Origin of the sequence: Pseudomonas sp. Q1, from assembly GCF_009935975.1 — a bacterium.
In the GTDB taxonomy this organism is placed as follows: Bacteria; Pseudomonadota; Gammaproteobacteria; order Pseudomonadales; family Pseudomonadaceae; genus Aquipseudomonas; species Aquipseudomonas palleroniana.
The window spans coordinates 1-14,690 of the sequence record NZ_QODI01000001.1; the positions used below are offsets into that span (position 1 = coordinate 1).

The window sequence follows — 14,690 nt, forward strand, 5'->3', positions numbered from 1 at the left end:
ATCTTGACGGTCTGAGTGCTCTTGTCGATGAACACGTCATCGCTTGGCGCCGGGACGGTCACGGTGCCGACGGTGTCACCGGCCTTGATAGTGATGGTGGAACCGTTGTCGAGTTTCAGGGTGACGTCAGTACCCGCTTTGTTAGAAAGCGTGGCGGTGTACGTAATCTGACCGCCTTCATTAACTGCGCTTGGCGCAGTCAGCGTGACGGTGGTGGTGTCAGCAGTACCCGGAGTATCGGTAACGGTGGTGTTTACCGGCGTAGTGCCCGGCACCAGGTTCTCGAAGTGCTCGCCGCCGGTTACCGTTTTGATCGCGGTGGTAACGGTTTGGTCGCCGTTGTAGACATCGTTCGGCGCCACGGTGGTGACGCTGCCGCTCGACTGATTCACACCGATGGTGATGGTTTGGCCGTTATCCAACGTTACGGTCAGCGGGTTGGTGATGTTGGTCACCGGCGCACCGTTTTTATCCACAAGGCTGGCGGTGTAAACGATATTGCCGCCTTCGCCCACAGTGTTGGTCGCGGTCAGGACCACATCGACTTTGTCGATGGTGTCGTTGATCGTGGTGGTCGCGCCGTTGCCTGCAACTTCCAGTTTCTCGAAGTTGCCGCCGGTAGCGTCGGTAATCTTGACGGTCTGGGTGCTCTTGTCGATGAACACGTCATCGCTCGGCGCTGGGACGGTCACAGTGCCGACGGTGTCACCAGCCTTGATGGTAATGCTCGAGCCGTTGTCGAGTTTCAGGGTGACGTCAGTACCTGCTTTGTTAGAAAGCGTGGCGGTGTACGTAATCTGACCACCTTCGTTAACTGCGCTTGGCGCGGTCAGCGTGACGGTGGTGGTGTCTGCAGTGCTCGGAGTATCGGTAACGGTGGTGTTCACCGGCGTAGTACCCGGTACCAGGTTCTCGAAGTGCTCGCCGCCGGTCACAGTTTTGATCGCGGTGGTGACGGTCTGGTCGCCGTTGTAGACGTCGTTTGGAGCGACTACTGAGACAGAACCGCTGGATTGGTTCACGCCAATGGTGATGGTTTGGCCGTTATCCAGGGTGACCGTTAGCGGATTGGTGATGTTGGTCACCGGTGTGCCGTTCTTATCCACAAGGCTGGCGGTGTAGACGATGTTGCCGCCTTCACCGACGGTATTGGTGGCCGTCAGTACCACATCGACTTTGTCGATAGTGTCGTTGATGGTGGTGGTTGCGCCGTTGCCTGCAACTTCCAGTTTCTCGAAGTTGCCGCCGGTGGTGTCGGTGATCTTGACGGTCTGGGTGCTCTTATCGATGAACACGTCATCGCTAGGTGCAGGAACGGTCACGGTACCGACGGTGTCACCGGCCTTGATGGTAATGGTCGAACCGTTGTCGAGTTTCAGAGTGACGTCGGTGCCGGCCTTATTGCTCAAGGTCGCGGTGTAAGTGATCTGACCGCCTTCGTTAACTGCGCTTGGCGCAGTTAGGGTCACGGTGGTGGTATCTGCAGTACCCGGAGTATCGGTAACGGTGGTATTTACCGGCGTAGTACCCGGTACCAGGTTCTCGAAGTGCTCGCCGCCGGTCACAGTTTTGATCGCGGTGGTGACGGTCTGGTCGCCGTTGTAAACATCGTTCGGCGCCACGGCGGTGACGCTGCCGCTGGACTGGTTCACACCAATGGTGATGGTCTGGCCGTTGTCCAAGGTGACCGTCAGCGGATTGGTGATGTTGGTTACTGCCGCGCCGTTTTTATCCACAAGGCTGGCGGTGTAGACGATGTTGCCGCCTTCGCCGACGGTGTTGGTGGCGGTCAGGACCACATCGACCTTGTCGATGGTGTCATTGATGGTCGTTGTGGCGCCGTTACCGGCAACTTCCAGCTTCTCGAAGTTACCGCCTGTGGCGTCAGTGATCTTGACGGTCTGGGTGCTCTTGTCGATGAACACGTCATCGCTCGGTGCTGGGACGGTCACGGTACCGACGGTATCGCCAGCCTTGATGGTAATGGTCGAACCGTTATCCAACTTCAGGGTGACGTCAGTGCCCGCTTTATTCGAAAGCGTCGCGGTGTAGGTAATCTGTCCGCCTTCGTTTGCCTCAGTCGGCGCGGTCAGCGTCACGGTCGTAGTGTCGATCGAGTCCGTAATCGTGGTGACCGCCGGGGCCGTATTCGGCACCAGGCTCTCGAAATTGCCGCCGGTCGCCCCGGTAATGGTGGTGCTGACGGTGCTGCCATTGACGTAGACATCATTCGGCGGGGTGTCGACAACCACGCTGCCAACGGACTCGCCCGCCTTGATGGTGATCACCGAGCCATTGCTCAAAGTGACAGTCACTGGCGTCTGCGCGGGGTTGGTCAAGGTGGCGGTGTAGGTGATCTGGCCGCCTTCGACAACCGTTCCGGTAGCGGTCAGCGAAACGTTAGTGGTGTCGACCGAATCAACAATCGTGGTAACGGCCGGAGTCGTGCTCGGCACCAGATTCTCAAAGTTGCCGCCAGTCGCGCCGGTAATAGTAGTGCTGACGGTAGAACCGTTGTTGTAGACGTCGTTGGCCGGGGTATCGACAACCACAGTGCCAGTGGATTCTCCAGCCTTGATAGTAATCACCGAGCCATTGCTCAAAGTGACAGTCACTGGTGTTTGCGCGGGGTTGGTCAGCGTGGCGGTGTAAGTGATCTGGCCGCCTTCGGTCACGGTCGAGCCGGCCGTCAGGGCGACGGTGGTGGTGTCGACTGAGTCAGTAATCGTAGTAACGGCCGGAGTCGTGCTCGGCACCAGATTCTCAAAATTGCCGCCGGTCGCACCGGTAATAGTAGTGCTGACGGTAGAACCGTTGTTGTAGACGTCGTTAGCCGGGGTATCGACAACCACAGTGCCAGTGGACTCGCCCGCCTTGATGGTAATCACCGAGCCATTGCTCAAAGTGACAGTCACTGGCGTCTGTGCTGGGTTGGTCAACGTGGCGGTGTAGGTGATCTGGCCGCCTTCAGTGACCGTCGAGCCTGCCGTCAGGGCGATGGTGGTGGTGTCGATGGTGTCGGTGACCTGGGTCACTGCCGGCGTGGTATCGATGTTCAGCACCAGGTTGTTGCCGCCGGTGGTACCGGTGACGTTGACGCTGATTTGGCTTGGGTCGATGTACGGGCTGTCGTTCGGGGCCAGGGGCACGTTGACGGTGCCGGTCAGTTGGCCCGACGGGATGGTGATCACTGCACCGTTGGACAACGTGATGTTGAGGTTGCCGATCGGTGCCTGGGTCACGGTGGCGGTGTAGGTCAGTACGCCACCGGCTTCGGTAATGGTCGACGTGGCGCCCAATGTCAGCGTGGCGGTTTGCAGAGTCAGGCCACCGTTATTACCGCCAGGCTGGGCGCCGACGTTCTGGGTCAGTGCCGCGTTGGCCTGGCCCAGGCCCGCGGTCGGGAAGCCGATAGTCGGGTCAACGCGGCCGGCGGTCGCGTCCAGCACGACGAAGCTGTGGCCACCGCCTGCGGCGCCATTACCGGCAGCGGCTGGGCCTGCGGCAGCGGCTTCCAGGTCGGTGGTCGGGTCCGCGCCCGCGACAATGGCTTGTTGCAGCTCGGCAACCGACGGCGCCGCGTTCTCGGCGGCAGCTGCCAGATCGACGGTGGAGTCCGGCAGGTCGGCGCTCCATTGGGTTTCCCGGCCCAGGTCCAGCGTGCGGCCGTCGGCCAGTTCCAGGCTCACAGCGCCCGACATGCCGGTGTCGACCTGGTCGCCCGCAAACAGGCGGTCACCTTCTACTAATACACGCCGCGTTCCTTCCGGAGAAATAACGAAAACTTGACCAACAATGCTTTTGACGATGGCAACAACACTGCTCATTAAAATTTTCTCCGGCGATCCGTTTCTGATGATTTCCATGTGGCCGCTCGAGGGGGAGGGCCAAACAGGAGGGGCGTAGTCTGTAAAGATGGTTTCGTCAAATATTTGGCTAGATTTATTCGCGATCTAGTTTATGCCAAACTATTGACCTTATGACCGCCATCCTAAACAATTGGCCCCGTAATGTCACATTGATATTTATGCGGCGAACCGTCCTACATGTGTGAAGCAGTTCCGCTTTTTGAACTTTCCGACGTACGGTCATTACGGTAGCCATTATCCGACGCAGCGGCCTGAATCGCTGTGATTTGAGACAAGAAGTCCTGGGGAATTTTTTAATGCGTCTGCACCTGTTCAAGGCAATACCGTTCGTTCTCGCCGCCAGTTTCGTACAAGCCCAGACACTGCCCCAAGCCATGCAGCAGGCCTTGGACGTGCACCCGGAAATTCAAGCCGGTGTGAACAGCCGTATCGCCGCTGATTACCAGCTGCGTGCAGCCCAAGGTGGATATCTGCCTCGGGTCGACCTGAACGCCGGTTACGGCCGCGAAGGCACCGATAACTCCACTACTCGCGCCGCCAATGGCCCCAACGGCAACCACTGGGACACCCTCAACCGCGGCGAGTCCAGCCTGCGCCTGCAACAGATGATCTTTGACGGCTTCGCCACTTCCAGCGAAGTCGGTCGCCAGCAAGCCAACGTCAACTCCCGCGCCTACTCCTTGCTCGGTACCTCCGAGCGCACCGGCCTGACCGTTGCCCAGGTGTACCTGGATGTACTGACCCGTCGTGAGTTCGTGCGCCTGGCCGAAGAAAACCTGCGCAACCACGAACGCATCTACGATCAGATCAAACTGCGTACCCAGCGCGGCGTCGGCAACGGCGCCGACCAGGACCAGGCCGAAGCGCGTCTGGCCCAGGCCCGCAACAACCTGATCACCGAGCAGACCAACCTGGCCGACTCCGAGGTCAACTACCTCAGTGCCGTTGGCCAGATGCCCGACCAACTGGAGCGTCCGGCACCGTTCATGGCCATGCTGCCGGCAGACCTGAATGAGGCACGCCGCCAGATGCTCGACAACAGCCCGGTGCTGCGTTCGGCCGAGTCGGATATCTCCGCCGCCGAGAAGCAGTACGAAGCCGCCAAGTCCACCTTCTACCCGCGCTTTGACGCCGAACTTGGCACCAACGCCGACAACAACGTCTCGGGTGACGCCAGCCACAACAACGGTTGGGAAGCCATGGTGCGCATGCGCTTCAACCTGTTTGCCGGCGGCAGCAACAAGGCTGACCTGCAATCCAAGTCGTACCAGGCCAACCAGGCCCTGGATATCCGCAACAACGCCCTGCGCCAGCTCAACGAAGAACTGGGCCTGGCCTGGAACGCCCTGAACAACGCCAACGCGCAGCTGCCCGTGGCCCAGCAGTACGTTGACCACAGCACCCGGGTGCGTACCTCTTATCAGCAGCAGTTTAGCCTCGGCCAACGAACCCTGCTCGATTTGCTCGACAGTGAGAACGAATTATTCACCGCTTCCCGTCGTCTGGAAGAGATCAAGAACATTCAGTTATTTACTCAGTATCGAATCAAGGCGACCATGGGCGAATTGCTCAAGAGCCAGGGAGTGGTCCCACCGATGGCCTCCGTCGTGCAGACCGACGTGAAGCCTAACGTCCAACTGCCTGGGATGAATTGAGTCGTCCCCATAGCCCCATCTGTTAGTCGAGAGTGCACCGCGTGGAATCCGAAGTCAGTCGAGTTCATCTCAACCATGATCCACGCACGCTGCACGACGACCCGTTACTCGACGGGTTGCTTGCGCTCTGCGCCCTGCACCAGAAACCGGCCAGCGCGGCCATGCTCACCACCGGCCTGCCGCTGCCTTCGCAGCGGTTGAGTGCCGAGTTGCTGCCCCGTGCAGCCGCGCGGGCGGGCCTGCAGGGGCGGTTGCTGCAACGCAAGCTGGAACAGATCCCAACGATTGCCCTGCCGGCGTTGCTGCTGCTCAAAGAGGGGCGCAGTGCCGTGCTGGTGGGCTGGCAGGGCGAAGACGAAGCCCGCATCCTGCTCAGCGAAAGCGACGGCGGTGAAGTCATCATCAAGCGCGAGCTACTGGCCGGCGACTATGCCGGCAAGGTTTTCTTCGCCCAACCGCAGCACAAATTCGACGTCAACCACGGCACCCTGATTCCTCGGGCGCGTTCGTGGTTCCGTGACACGCTGATGCGTTCGCGCTGGCTCTACACCGACGCCATTGCCGCCAGCTTCCTGATCAACATCATTGCGATGGCCGCGCCGCTGTTCGTGATGAACGTGTACGACCGCGTGGTGCCGAACCAGGCCACAGCCACCCTGTGGGTGCTGGCAGTGGGCATCTGCGGTGCCTATCTGTTCGACCTGATCCTCAAAAGCCTGCGCAGCCTGTGCCTGGACCTAGCCGGTAAAAAGACCGACCTGATTATCTCGGCCACGCTGTTCGAGCGCATTGTCGGCATGTCCATGAAGTACCGCCCGGCACGGGTCGGCAGCTTCGCGCAGAACATCCACGAGTTTCAGAGCTTGCGCGATTTCCTCGCTTCGTTGACCCTCACCAGCCTGATTGACCTGCCCTTCACTCTGCTGATCTTTCTGGTCATCGCGATTCTCGGCGGGCACCTGGTGTGGATTCCGGTGCTGGCGTTCCCGATTGCCCTGGGCATCGGCTATGCCCTGCAGAAACCGCTCGTCGCGACCATGGAGCGCACCATGGCCCTGGCCGCCGAGCGCCAGTCGAGCCTGATCGAAACCCTCGCCGGACTGGACGCAGTCAAGGTCAATAACGCCGAGAGCGAGCGCCAGTACGGTTGGGAACAGACCATCGGCACCTTGAGCCGCCTTGAACTGCGGGTGAAGTTGCTGTCGGGCCTGTCGATGAACATGACCCTGCTGATCCAGCAACTGGCCGGCGTGATCATGATCGTGTTCGGTGTGTACCAGATCATCGACGGTAACCTGAGCATGGGTGGCCTGATCGCCTGCTACATGCTCAGCGGCCGCGCCTTGAGCCCGTTGGCTTCGCTGTCGGGCCTGCTGACCCGTTACCAGCAAGCCAAGGTCACCATGATGTCCACCGACCAGATGATGGAGCTGCCCCAGGAGCGCAATTTCGAAGAGCGCCCCATGAGCCGCCGCACCCTGCAAGGCGCCATCGAATGCCGGGGACTTAATTTCACTTACCCGAATCAACAGAACGCCGCGCTGAAAAACATCAACCTGGTGATCAAGCCCGGCGAGAAAATCGGCATCATCGGCCGCAGCGGCTCGGGCAAAAGCTCCCTGGCCAAACTGATCGTCGGCCTTTATCAGCCGGACTTCGGTGCCTTGCTGGTGGATGGCGTGGATGTGCGCCAGATCGACGTCAGCGAACTGCGCCACAACATCGGCTACGTGGCCCAGGACATCCAACTGCTCGCCGGTACGCTGCGCGACAACCTGGTGTGCGGTGCACGCTATGTCGAAGACGAAATGGTCCTGCAGGCCGCCGAACTGGCCGGCGTGCATGAGTTCGCCCGCCTGCATCCGCAGGGTTATGAGCTGCAAGTCGGCGAGCGCGGGCAAAACCTTTCCGGCGGCCAGCGCCAGAACGTTGCCCTGGCCCGTGCACTGTTGCTCAACCCGCCCATCCTGCTGCTGGACGAACCCACCAGCGCCATGGACAACACCGGTGAAGAGCGCCTGAAACAGCGCCTGCAAGCCGTGGTGCAAAACAAGACCATCGTGCTGGTCACTCACCGTGCCTCACTGCTCTCGCTGGTGGACCGCCTGCTGGTGGTCGACCGTGGGCAGATCCTCGCAGACGGCCCGAAAGCCGTGGTCATGGAAGCGCTGAAAAAGGGGCAGATCAGTGTTGCTTAACTCCATCAAAAGCGCGGTTGGCCGCTATTTCAAAGGTTCCGATTCGCTGCAGGGTCAGCCCCTGCCCGAAGTCAACAAAGCACTGGTCGAAGATGCGCCGCGGGTTATCCGCCTGACCATCTGGGCGATCATCGCGTTCTTCATCTTTCTGGTGACGTGGGCAGGCTTCTCCAGCATCGACGAAGTCACCCGTGGCGACGGCAAGGCAATCCCCTCGTCCAAGTTGCAGAAAATCCAGAACCTGGAAGGCGGTATCGTCTCCGAGTTGTACGTCAAGGAAGGCCAGGTGGTGGAAGCCGGCGCGCCGTTGATTCGCCTCGATGACACGCGTTTTGTTTCCAATGCCGGTGAAACCGAAGCCCTGCGCCTGGCCATGCAACTGCGCGTCGAGCGCCTGAGTGCCCAGGTGGATGACCGCCCGCTGAACATCCCCGACGATGTGCTCAAGGCCGCGCCCAACCAGGCTGCCAGTGAGCGCTCGTTGTATGACAGCCGCCGCCAGCAGTTGAAGGACGAAGTCGGCGGCTTGCAGGAACAACTGGTGCAACGCCAGCAGGAACTGCGTGAATTCACCTCCAAACAAAGCCAGTACCGCAGCCAGTTGTCCCTGCAACGCCAGGAAATCAACATGTCCGAACCGCTGGTGGCCCAGGGTGCGGTGTCGCCGGTGGAAGTGTTGCGCCTCAAGCGTGCCGAGATGGAAACCCGCGGCCAGTTGGACGCCACTACCCTGGCGATCCCCCGGGCCGAGTCGGCGATCAAGGAAGTACAACGCAAGATCGACGAAACCCGTGGCAAGTTCCGCAGCGAAGCGCTGACCCAGCTCAACGAAGCCCGCACCGAACTGAACAAGGCCGAGTCCACCGGCCGCGCCCTGGAAGACCGGGTCAGCCGCACCCTGGTCACCTCGCCCGTGCGCGGGATCGTCAAGCAATTGCTGGTCAACACCGTCGGCGGCGTGATCCAGCCGGGCAGCGACATGGTAGAGATCGTACCGCTGAACGACACGCTGCTGGTGGAAGCCAAGATCCGCCCGCAAGACATCGCCTTCCTGCACCCGGGGCAGGAAGCGATCGTCAAATTCACCGCCTATGACTACACCATCTACGGCGGCCTGAAAGCCAAGCTCGAACGCATCGGTGCCGACACCATCACCGATGAAGACAAGAAAACCACCTACTACATGATCACCCTGCGCACCGACCGCAGCCACTTGGGAACCGATGAGAAGCCGTTGTTGATCATCCCGGGCATGGTCGCGTCGGTGGACATCATCACCGGCAAGAAGAGCATCCTGAGCTACCTGCTCAAGCCGATCATCAAGGCGCGGGCCGAGGCGTTGCACGAGCGTTGACTTGTATCGCCTGAATGAGCCTCATCGGGAGCAAGCCCCCTCCCACACTTGACCGCGTTCCGGCATAGGAATGCGGTCGAGTGTGGGAGGGGGCTTGCTCCCGATAGGGCCATCAGCCTTCCCACACAACCCCGTACCTAATGCATATAGATATTCTTTAACGGTATTTAATCGCCAGTTCTTATATCTATAAAGTCACTCCCCAGTCCGACCGGGAGTGCCCACATGTCCGCCACCTCTACTGTTCCAACAGCGACCTCAACCGCCCAGCTCTTCGAGATCCGCCCACTCCCTGGCAGCGTCGGCGCCGAGATCATCGGCCTGGACTTGTCGCGCCCGGTCAACGACCAGGACTTCGCCCGCATCCACCGCGCACACCTAGACCACCATGTCGTCGTGTTCCGTGACCAACGCATCACCCCCGAACAACAGATCGCCTTCAGCCGCCGTTTCGGTGTGCTGCAGATCCATGTGCTCAAACAGTTCCTGCTGGCCAATCACCCGGAAATCCTGATCGTCTCCAACATCATCGAAAACGGCCAGTCCATCGGCCTGGGCGATGCGGGTAAGTTCTGGCATTCGGATCTGTCGTACAAGGAACTGCCTAGCCTGGGTTCGATGCTGCACGCCCAGGAGTTGCCGTCCGAAGGCGGCGACACGCTGTTTGCCGACATGCATAAAGCCTGGGACCAACTGCCTGAACATTTGCGCAAAGCGGTGGAGGGCCGCAGCGCCGCTCACTCATACACGGCGCGTTACAGCGAGACCAAATTCGAGGGCAACTGGCGCCCGACCCTGACCCCCGAGCAACTCGCTCAGGTCGCCGAAGTAGTGCACCCCATTGTGCGCACCCACCCGGAAACCGGGCGCAAGGCGTTATTTGTCAGCGAAGGCTTCACCACGCGCATTGTCGACCTGCCGGAAGACGAAAGCCGCGATCTGCTGGCCCAGTTGTACGCCCACAGCGTGCTGCCGCAAAACATCTACCGTCACCAGTGGCAGCCCCACGACATGGTGTTCTGGGACAACCGCTCGTTGATTCACCTCGCCGCCGGCTGCCCGAGCCACCTGCGGCGCAAGCTGTTTCGCACCACTATCCAGGGCGATGCGCCGTTCTGAATCCCATTCCCGGCAAGAGAGATGAAATGAACGCGCCCCTGCAAGGCCACGCGGCCAGCACTCTGAATACGGCTCAACCGTTGTTGGCGGTGGACAACGTCAGCCTCGAATACCGCACGCCCGAGCGTGTGGTGCGTGCCACTCACCAAGTCAGTTTCGAGATTGATCCGGCCGACCGCTACGTGTTGCTCGGCCCATCGGGCTGCGGCAAATCCACGTTGCTCAAGTCCATCGCCGGGTTTATCAAACCCTGTGAAGGCGAGATCCGCCTGCTGGGGCAAAAAGTCGAACAACCAGGCCCGGACCGTATCGTGGTGTTCCAGGAGTTCGACCAACTGCCGCCCTGGAAAACCGTCAAGCAGAACGTGATGTTTCCCTTGCTGGCGTCCAAAACCCTGAAGCGCCGCGACGCTGAAGAACGGGCGCTGCACTACCTCGAAAAAGTCGGCCTCAGTGCGTTCGCCGAGGCTTATCCGCACACCCTGTCCGGTGGCATGAAAGCCCGTGTAGCCATTGCTCGCGCCTTGGCCATGCAGCCGAAAATCCTGCTGATGGACGAACCCTTTGCCGCCCTCGATGCCCTGACCCGCCGCAAGATGCAGGAAGAATTGCTGCAGCTGTGGGAAGAAGTACGCTTTACCCTGCTGTTCGTAACGCACTCCATCGAAGAAGCCTTGGTGGTGGGCAATCGCATTCTGTTGCTGTCGCCCCACCCCGGGCGGGTGCGTGCTGAAGTCCACAGCCATCAATACGACCTGCACAGCCTTGGCGGTGTGGAATTCCAGGCATCGGCGCAGCGCATTCATCGCCTGCTGTTCGACGAAGCGCCTGAAGCCGAGCGCGAGTTGGGTTTCGCCGATATCCGCATCGCTTACTGAAAGGGGCTGCCCCATGCGTCAGGAATTTGAAATCAACCTCGAACCGCTGCTCAGCGTTTCCGTGGAGCGCGAGCTGCCGTTGCGGCAACGCCTGTGGCAACAAGGCTGGCTGCGCAAAGGCTTGATCCTGGTTGTGCTGGCGATCCTCTGGGAAGCCGTCGCGCGTTATCAGAACAACGACCTGTTACTGCCCAGCGTTCTGCAAACGACTCAGGCGCTGTTCGACGGCCTGCTCAGCGGTGAACTGCTGAGTAAGGTCAGCATCTCGCTGGCGGTGTTGATCAAGGGTTACCTGATCGGCATCGTACTGGCGTTTGCCCTGACCACGCTGGCGGTGTCGACCCAGCTGGGTCGCGACCTGCTGAGCACGCTGACCTCGATGTTCAACCCGCTGCCGGCGATTGCGCTGTTGCCGTTGGCGCTGCTGTGGTTCGGCCTGGGGCAGAACAGCTTGATTTTCGTGCTGGTGCATTCGGTGTTGTGGGCCTTGGCGCTGAACACCTATTCCGGTTTTCTCGGTGTCTGCGAAACCCTGCGCATGGCTGGACGCAACTATCGGCTCAAGGGCATGCGCTTCGTGCTGTTCATCCTGATCCCGGCGGCGCTGCCTTCGATCCTGGCCGGCCTGAAGATCGGCTGGGCATTTGCCTGGCGCACCCTGATCGCCGCCGAGCTGGTGTTCGGCGCCACCAGCGGCAAGGGCGGGTTGGGGTGGTATATCTTCCAGAACCGCAATGAGCTGTACACCGACAAGGTGTTTGCAGGGTTGGCCGTGGTGATCTTGATCGGCCTGTTGGTGGAAAACCTGGTGTTCAACACCTTCGAACGGCTTACGGTGAAGCGTTGGGGCATGCAGCGCTCCTGACCCTGCTAGGATTGCACCCCATTCACTCCCCACTGATCACGAGTGCTTGGCATGCAACTACCGGATATGAACCTGCTGGTCGCCCTCGACGCCTTGCTCGACGAGGGCAGCGTAGTGGGTGCCGCTCGCAGGATGAACCTCAGCCCCGCGGCCATGAGCCGTACCCTGACACGTATTCGCGAGGCCGTGGGCGACCCGATTCTGGTGCGCGCCGGACGTGGCCTGGTGCCGACGCCCAAGGCTATTGAGCTGCAAGGCCAGGTGCGCAACGTGGTGGAGCAGGCGGCGCTGCTATTCCGCTCGGCGGATCAAGTGGATTTGAGCACCTTGCGCCGCCGTTTCAGCGTGCGTGCCAATGACTTCTTTATCGGCGTGTATGGCGGTCGGCTGTTCGACACCATGGAACGCATGGCGCCGTTGTGCGAGCTGTGCTTTGTGCCCGAGGGCGACACCGACGACGAAGCGCTACGCGAGGGGCGGCTGGATCTGCGCGTAAGCAACACCATGCCCGCCAGTCCTGAGGTGAAAGTGCAGAACCTGTTCTCCACCACCTTCATCGGCCTGGCGCGGGAAGGTCACCCGCTGTTTGACGAAGAGATCACCGCTGCGCGCTTTGCCAGCTATTCCCACATCAGTATTTCGCGGCGCGGCATCTCCCGTGGCCCGATTGATACGGCGCTGAATGCGCAGGGCCTGGAACGCCGCGTATCGATGATCGCCCCAGGTTTTCATGGGGCCATGTTCATGTTGCCCGATTCTGACCTGATCCTGCCGGTGCCGAAGGAAGCGCTCTACAGCGCCAATCGCTTGAACCTGCCGTTGCGGGCTTTCCCGCTGCCGATCTCCCTGCCGACCTTGGTCTTGGCTCAATCCTGGCACCCTCGCTTCGACAAAGACCCGGCCCACAAATGGCTGCGCGAGACCATGCGCGCGAGTTGCCATGCCACGTGGCTGGAGGCCCAGCCGACCTGATTCCTGAGGCGGGAGGGATAAAACAGTGGCAGGGGGCTCCTGTGGGAGGGGGCTTGCTCCCGATAGGCCGCGCAGCGGCCTCAAAATGGGACTGCTACGCAGTCCATCGGGAGCAAGCCCCCTCTCACATGGATTGCGTCTGACGCACTTATAACCTTCCAACAAGTAACTTTTTGTCATGGATTTGCCTGATTAGACTGCTCCGGTATTTCTAATGCCGAGCTGCCTGTTCATGACTTCCCTCGCTGCCCCCGCTCTCCAGGCCGCAGCCAAACCGACCGCGCTTACGCCACCGGCGTTCGGCCCGCGCATCATCATCGGCCTGGTCGGCGTGCTGCTGGCGGTACTCGTATCTGGTCTCAACGAGATGGTCACCAAGGTTGCCCTCGCCGACATCCGGGGTGCGCTGTACCTCGGCTTTGACGAAGGCACCTGGCTGGTCGCCGCCTACACCGCGACCTCCGTGGCGGCGATGGCCTTTGCGCCTTGGTGCTCGGTGACGTTTTCCCTGCGCCGCTTCACGCTGTGTGCGATCGCTTTGTTTACGGTGCTTGGCATCCTGTGCCCGTTCGCGCCGAACTACGAAAGCCTGCTGGTGCTGCGCACGGTTCAAGGCCTGGCGGGTGGCGCGCTGCCGCCGATGTTGATGACCGTGGCGCTGCGCTTCCTGCCGGCCAACGTCAAGCTGTACGGCTTGGCCGGGTATGCGCTTACCGCCACCTTCGGCCCGAGCCTGGGTACGCCACTGGCGGCGTTGTGGACCGAATACGTCGGCTGGCAATGGGCGTTCTGGCAGATAGTCGCACCGTGCCTGTTGGCCATGGCCGCGGTGGCCTACGGCTTGCCGCAAGATCCGCTACGCCTGGAGCGCTTCAAACAGTTCAACTGGCGCGGCTTGCTGCTGGGGTTCCCGGCGATCTGCATGCTGGTGATCGGCCTGTTGCAGGGCAATCGCCTGGACTGGTTCGAGTCGGGCCTGATCACCTTCCTGTTGAGTGGCGGCAGTCTGTTGCTGGTGCTGTTCATGCTCAATGAATGGTCGCACCCGGTACCGTTTTTCAAGTTGCAGATGCTCGGCCTGCGCAACTTGGCGTTTGCCCTGATCGTGTTGGCTGGCGTGCTGGTGGTGCTGACGTCGGTGATCATTATCCCGTCGAGTTTTCTCGCCCAGGTCCAGGGTTATCGCCCACTGCAAACCGCGCCGGTGATGCTGCTGATGGCACTGCCGCAGTTGATCGCGCTGCCGTTGGTGGCGGCGCTGTGCAACCTGCGCGGGGTCGATTGCCGGTGGGTGCTGGGGATCGGTTTGAGCCTGTTGGTGCTGTGTTGCGTCGGCAGTTCGCACCTGACCTCGGCCTGGGTTCGTGACGATTTCTATGGCTGGTACCTGTTGCAAATCTTCGGTCAGCCGATGGCGGTGCTGCCGCTATTGATGCTTTCCACCGGCAGCATCCAGCCGATGGACGGGCCGTACGCTTCGGCCTGGTTCAACACCATCAAGGGGCTCGCCGCCGTGGTCGCCACCGCCGTGCTGGATACCTTGACCACACAGCGCCTGCATTTTCACTCGACCCTGTTGGTGGACCGCCTGGGCAACTCGCCCCTGGCCGACGGCGACTCACCGGGCCTGGCCCGGCGCCTGCACGAACAGGCCGTGGTGCTCACGTCTTCAGATCTCTACTACGTCATGGCCGCGGTCGCGGTGGCGTTGATCCTGCTGATTTTCTGGATGCCCACGCGGATCTTTCCGCCTCGCGCACCGACCTAGCCCAAAGGACTT

Annotated in this window: 9 protein-coding genes; 8 read left to right on the top strand and 1 reads right to left on the bottom strand. The window is 60.8% G+C overall.

Annotated features, from left to right (window positions below):
- The coding region (locus tag DK870_RS00005) for a retention module-containing protein (protein ID WP_161547535.1) at window positions 1-3,827 on the bottom strand (3,827 nt) is incomplete at its 3' end.
- A gap of 338 nt (window positions 3,828-4,165) precedes the next feature.
- Between DK870_RS00005 and DK870_RS00010 the strand changes: the two genes are divergently transcribed.
- The 8 genes from DK870_RS00010 to DK870_RS00045 all read left to right on the top strand — a co-directional run bounded on the left by DK870_RS00010 (window position 4,166) and on the right by DK870_RS00045 (window position 14,678).
- Entirely contained in the window at window positions 4,166-5,524 is a 1,359-nt protein-coding gene (locus DK870_RS00010; protein WP_060755470.1) for a TolC family outer membrane protein, read from the top strand.
- Between the two features lie 41 nt (window positions 5,525-5,565).
- Window positions 5,566-7,722, top strand: coding sequence for a type I secretion system permease/ATPase (locus tag DK870_RS00015; RefSeq protein ID WP_161547537.1), 2,157 nt, complete (start codon window positions 5,566-5,568; stop codon window positions 7,720-7,722).
- Window positions 7,712-9,076 carry an HlyD family type I secretion periplasmic adaptor subunit gene (locus DK870_RS00020; RefSeq protein ID WP_060755471.1) on the top strand — a complete coding sequence of 455 codons (1,365 nt, stop codon included), beginning with the start codon at window positions 7,712-7,714 and terminating at the stop codon, window positions 9,074-9,076. The genes DK870_RS00015 and DK870_RS00020 overlap by 11 nt, the downstream gene beginning before the upstream one ends.
- Before the next feature lie 225 nt (window positions 9,077-9,301).
- Window positions 9,302-10,195, top strand: a complete 894-nt coding sequence (locus DK870_RS00025) for a TauD/TfdA family dioxygenase (RefSeq protein WP_060755472.1) — start codon at window positions 9,302-9,304, stop codon at window positions 10,193-10,195.
- A gap of 26 nt (window positions 10,196-10,221) precedes the next feature.
- Window positions 10,222-11,073 (top strand): ABC transporter ATP-binding protein, encoded by an 852-nt coding sequence (locus tag DK870_RS00030; RefSeq protein ID WP_090367672.1) that lies wholly within the window; start codon window positions 10,222-10,224, stop codon window positions 11,071-11,073.
- Window positions 11,074-11,086: 13 nt separating this feature from the next.
- Entirely contained in the window at window positions 11,087-11,938 is an 852-nt protein-coding gene (locus tag DK870_RS00035; RefSeq protein ID WP_161547539.1) for an ABC transporter permease, read from the top strand.
- A gap of 51 nt (window positions 11,939-11,989) precedes the next feature.
- Complete coding sequence (locus DK870_RS00040; RefSeq protein ID WP_060755475.1) at window positions 11,990-12,910, top strand: LysR family transcriptional regulator; 921 nt, start codon at window positions 11,990-11,992, stop codon at window positions 12,908-12,910.
- A 232-nt stretch (window positions 12,911-13,142) separates the two neighbouring features.
- Window positions 13,143-14,678, top strand: coding sequence for an MFS transporter (locus DK870_RS00045; protein ID WP_161547542.1), 1,536 nt, complete (start codon window positions 13,143-13,145; stop codon window positions 14,676-14,678).
- Window positions 14,679-14,690 lie beyond the last annotated feature (12 nt).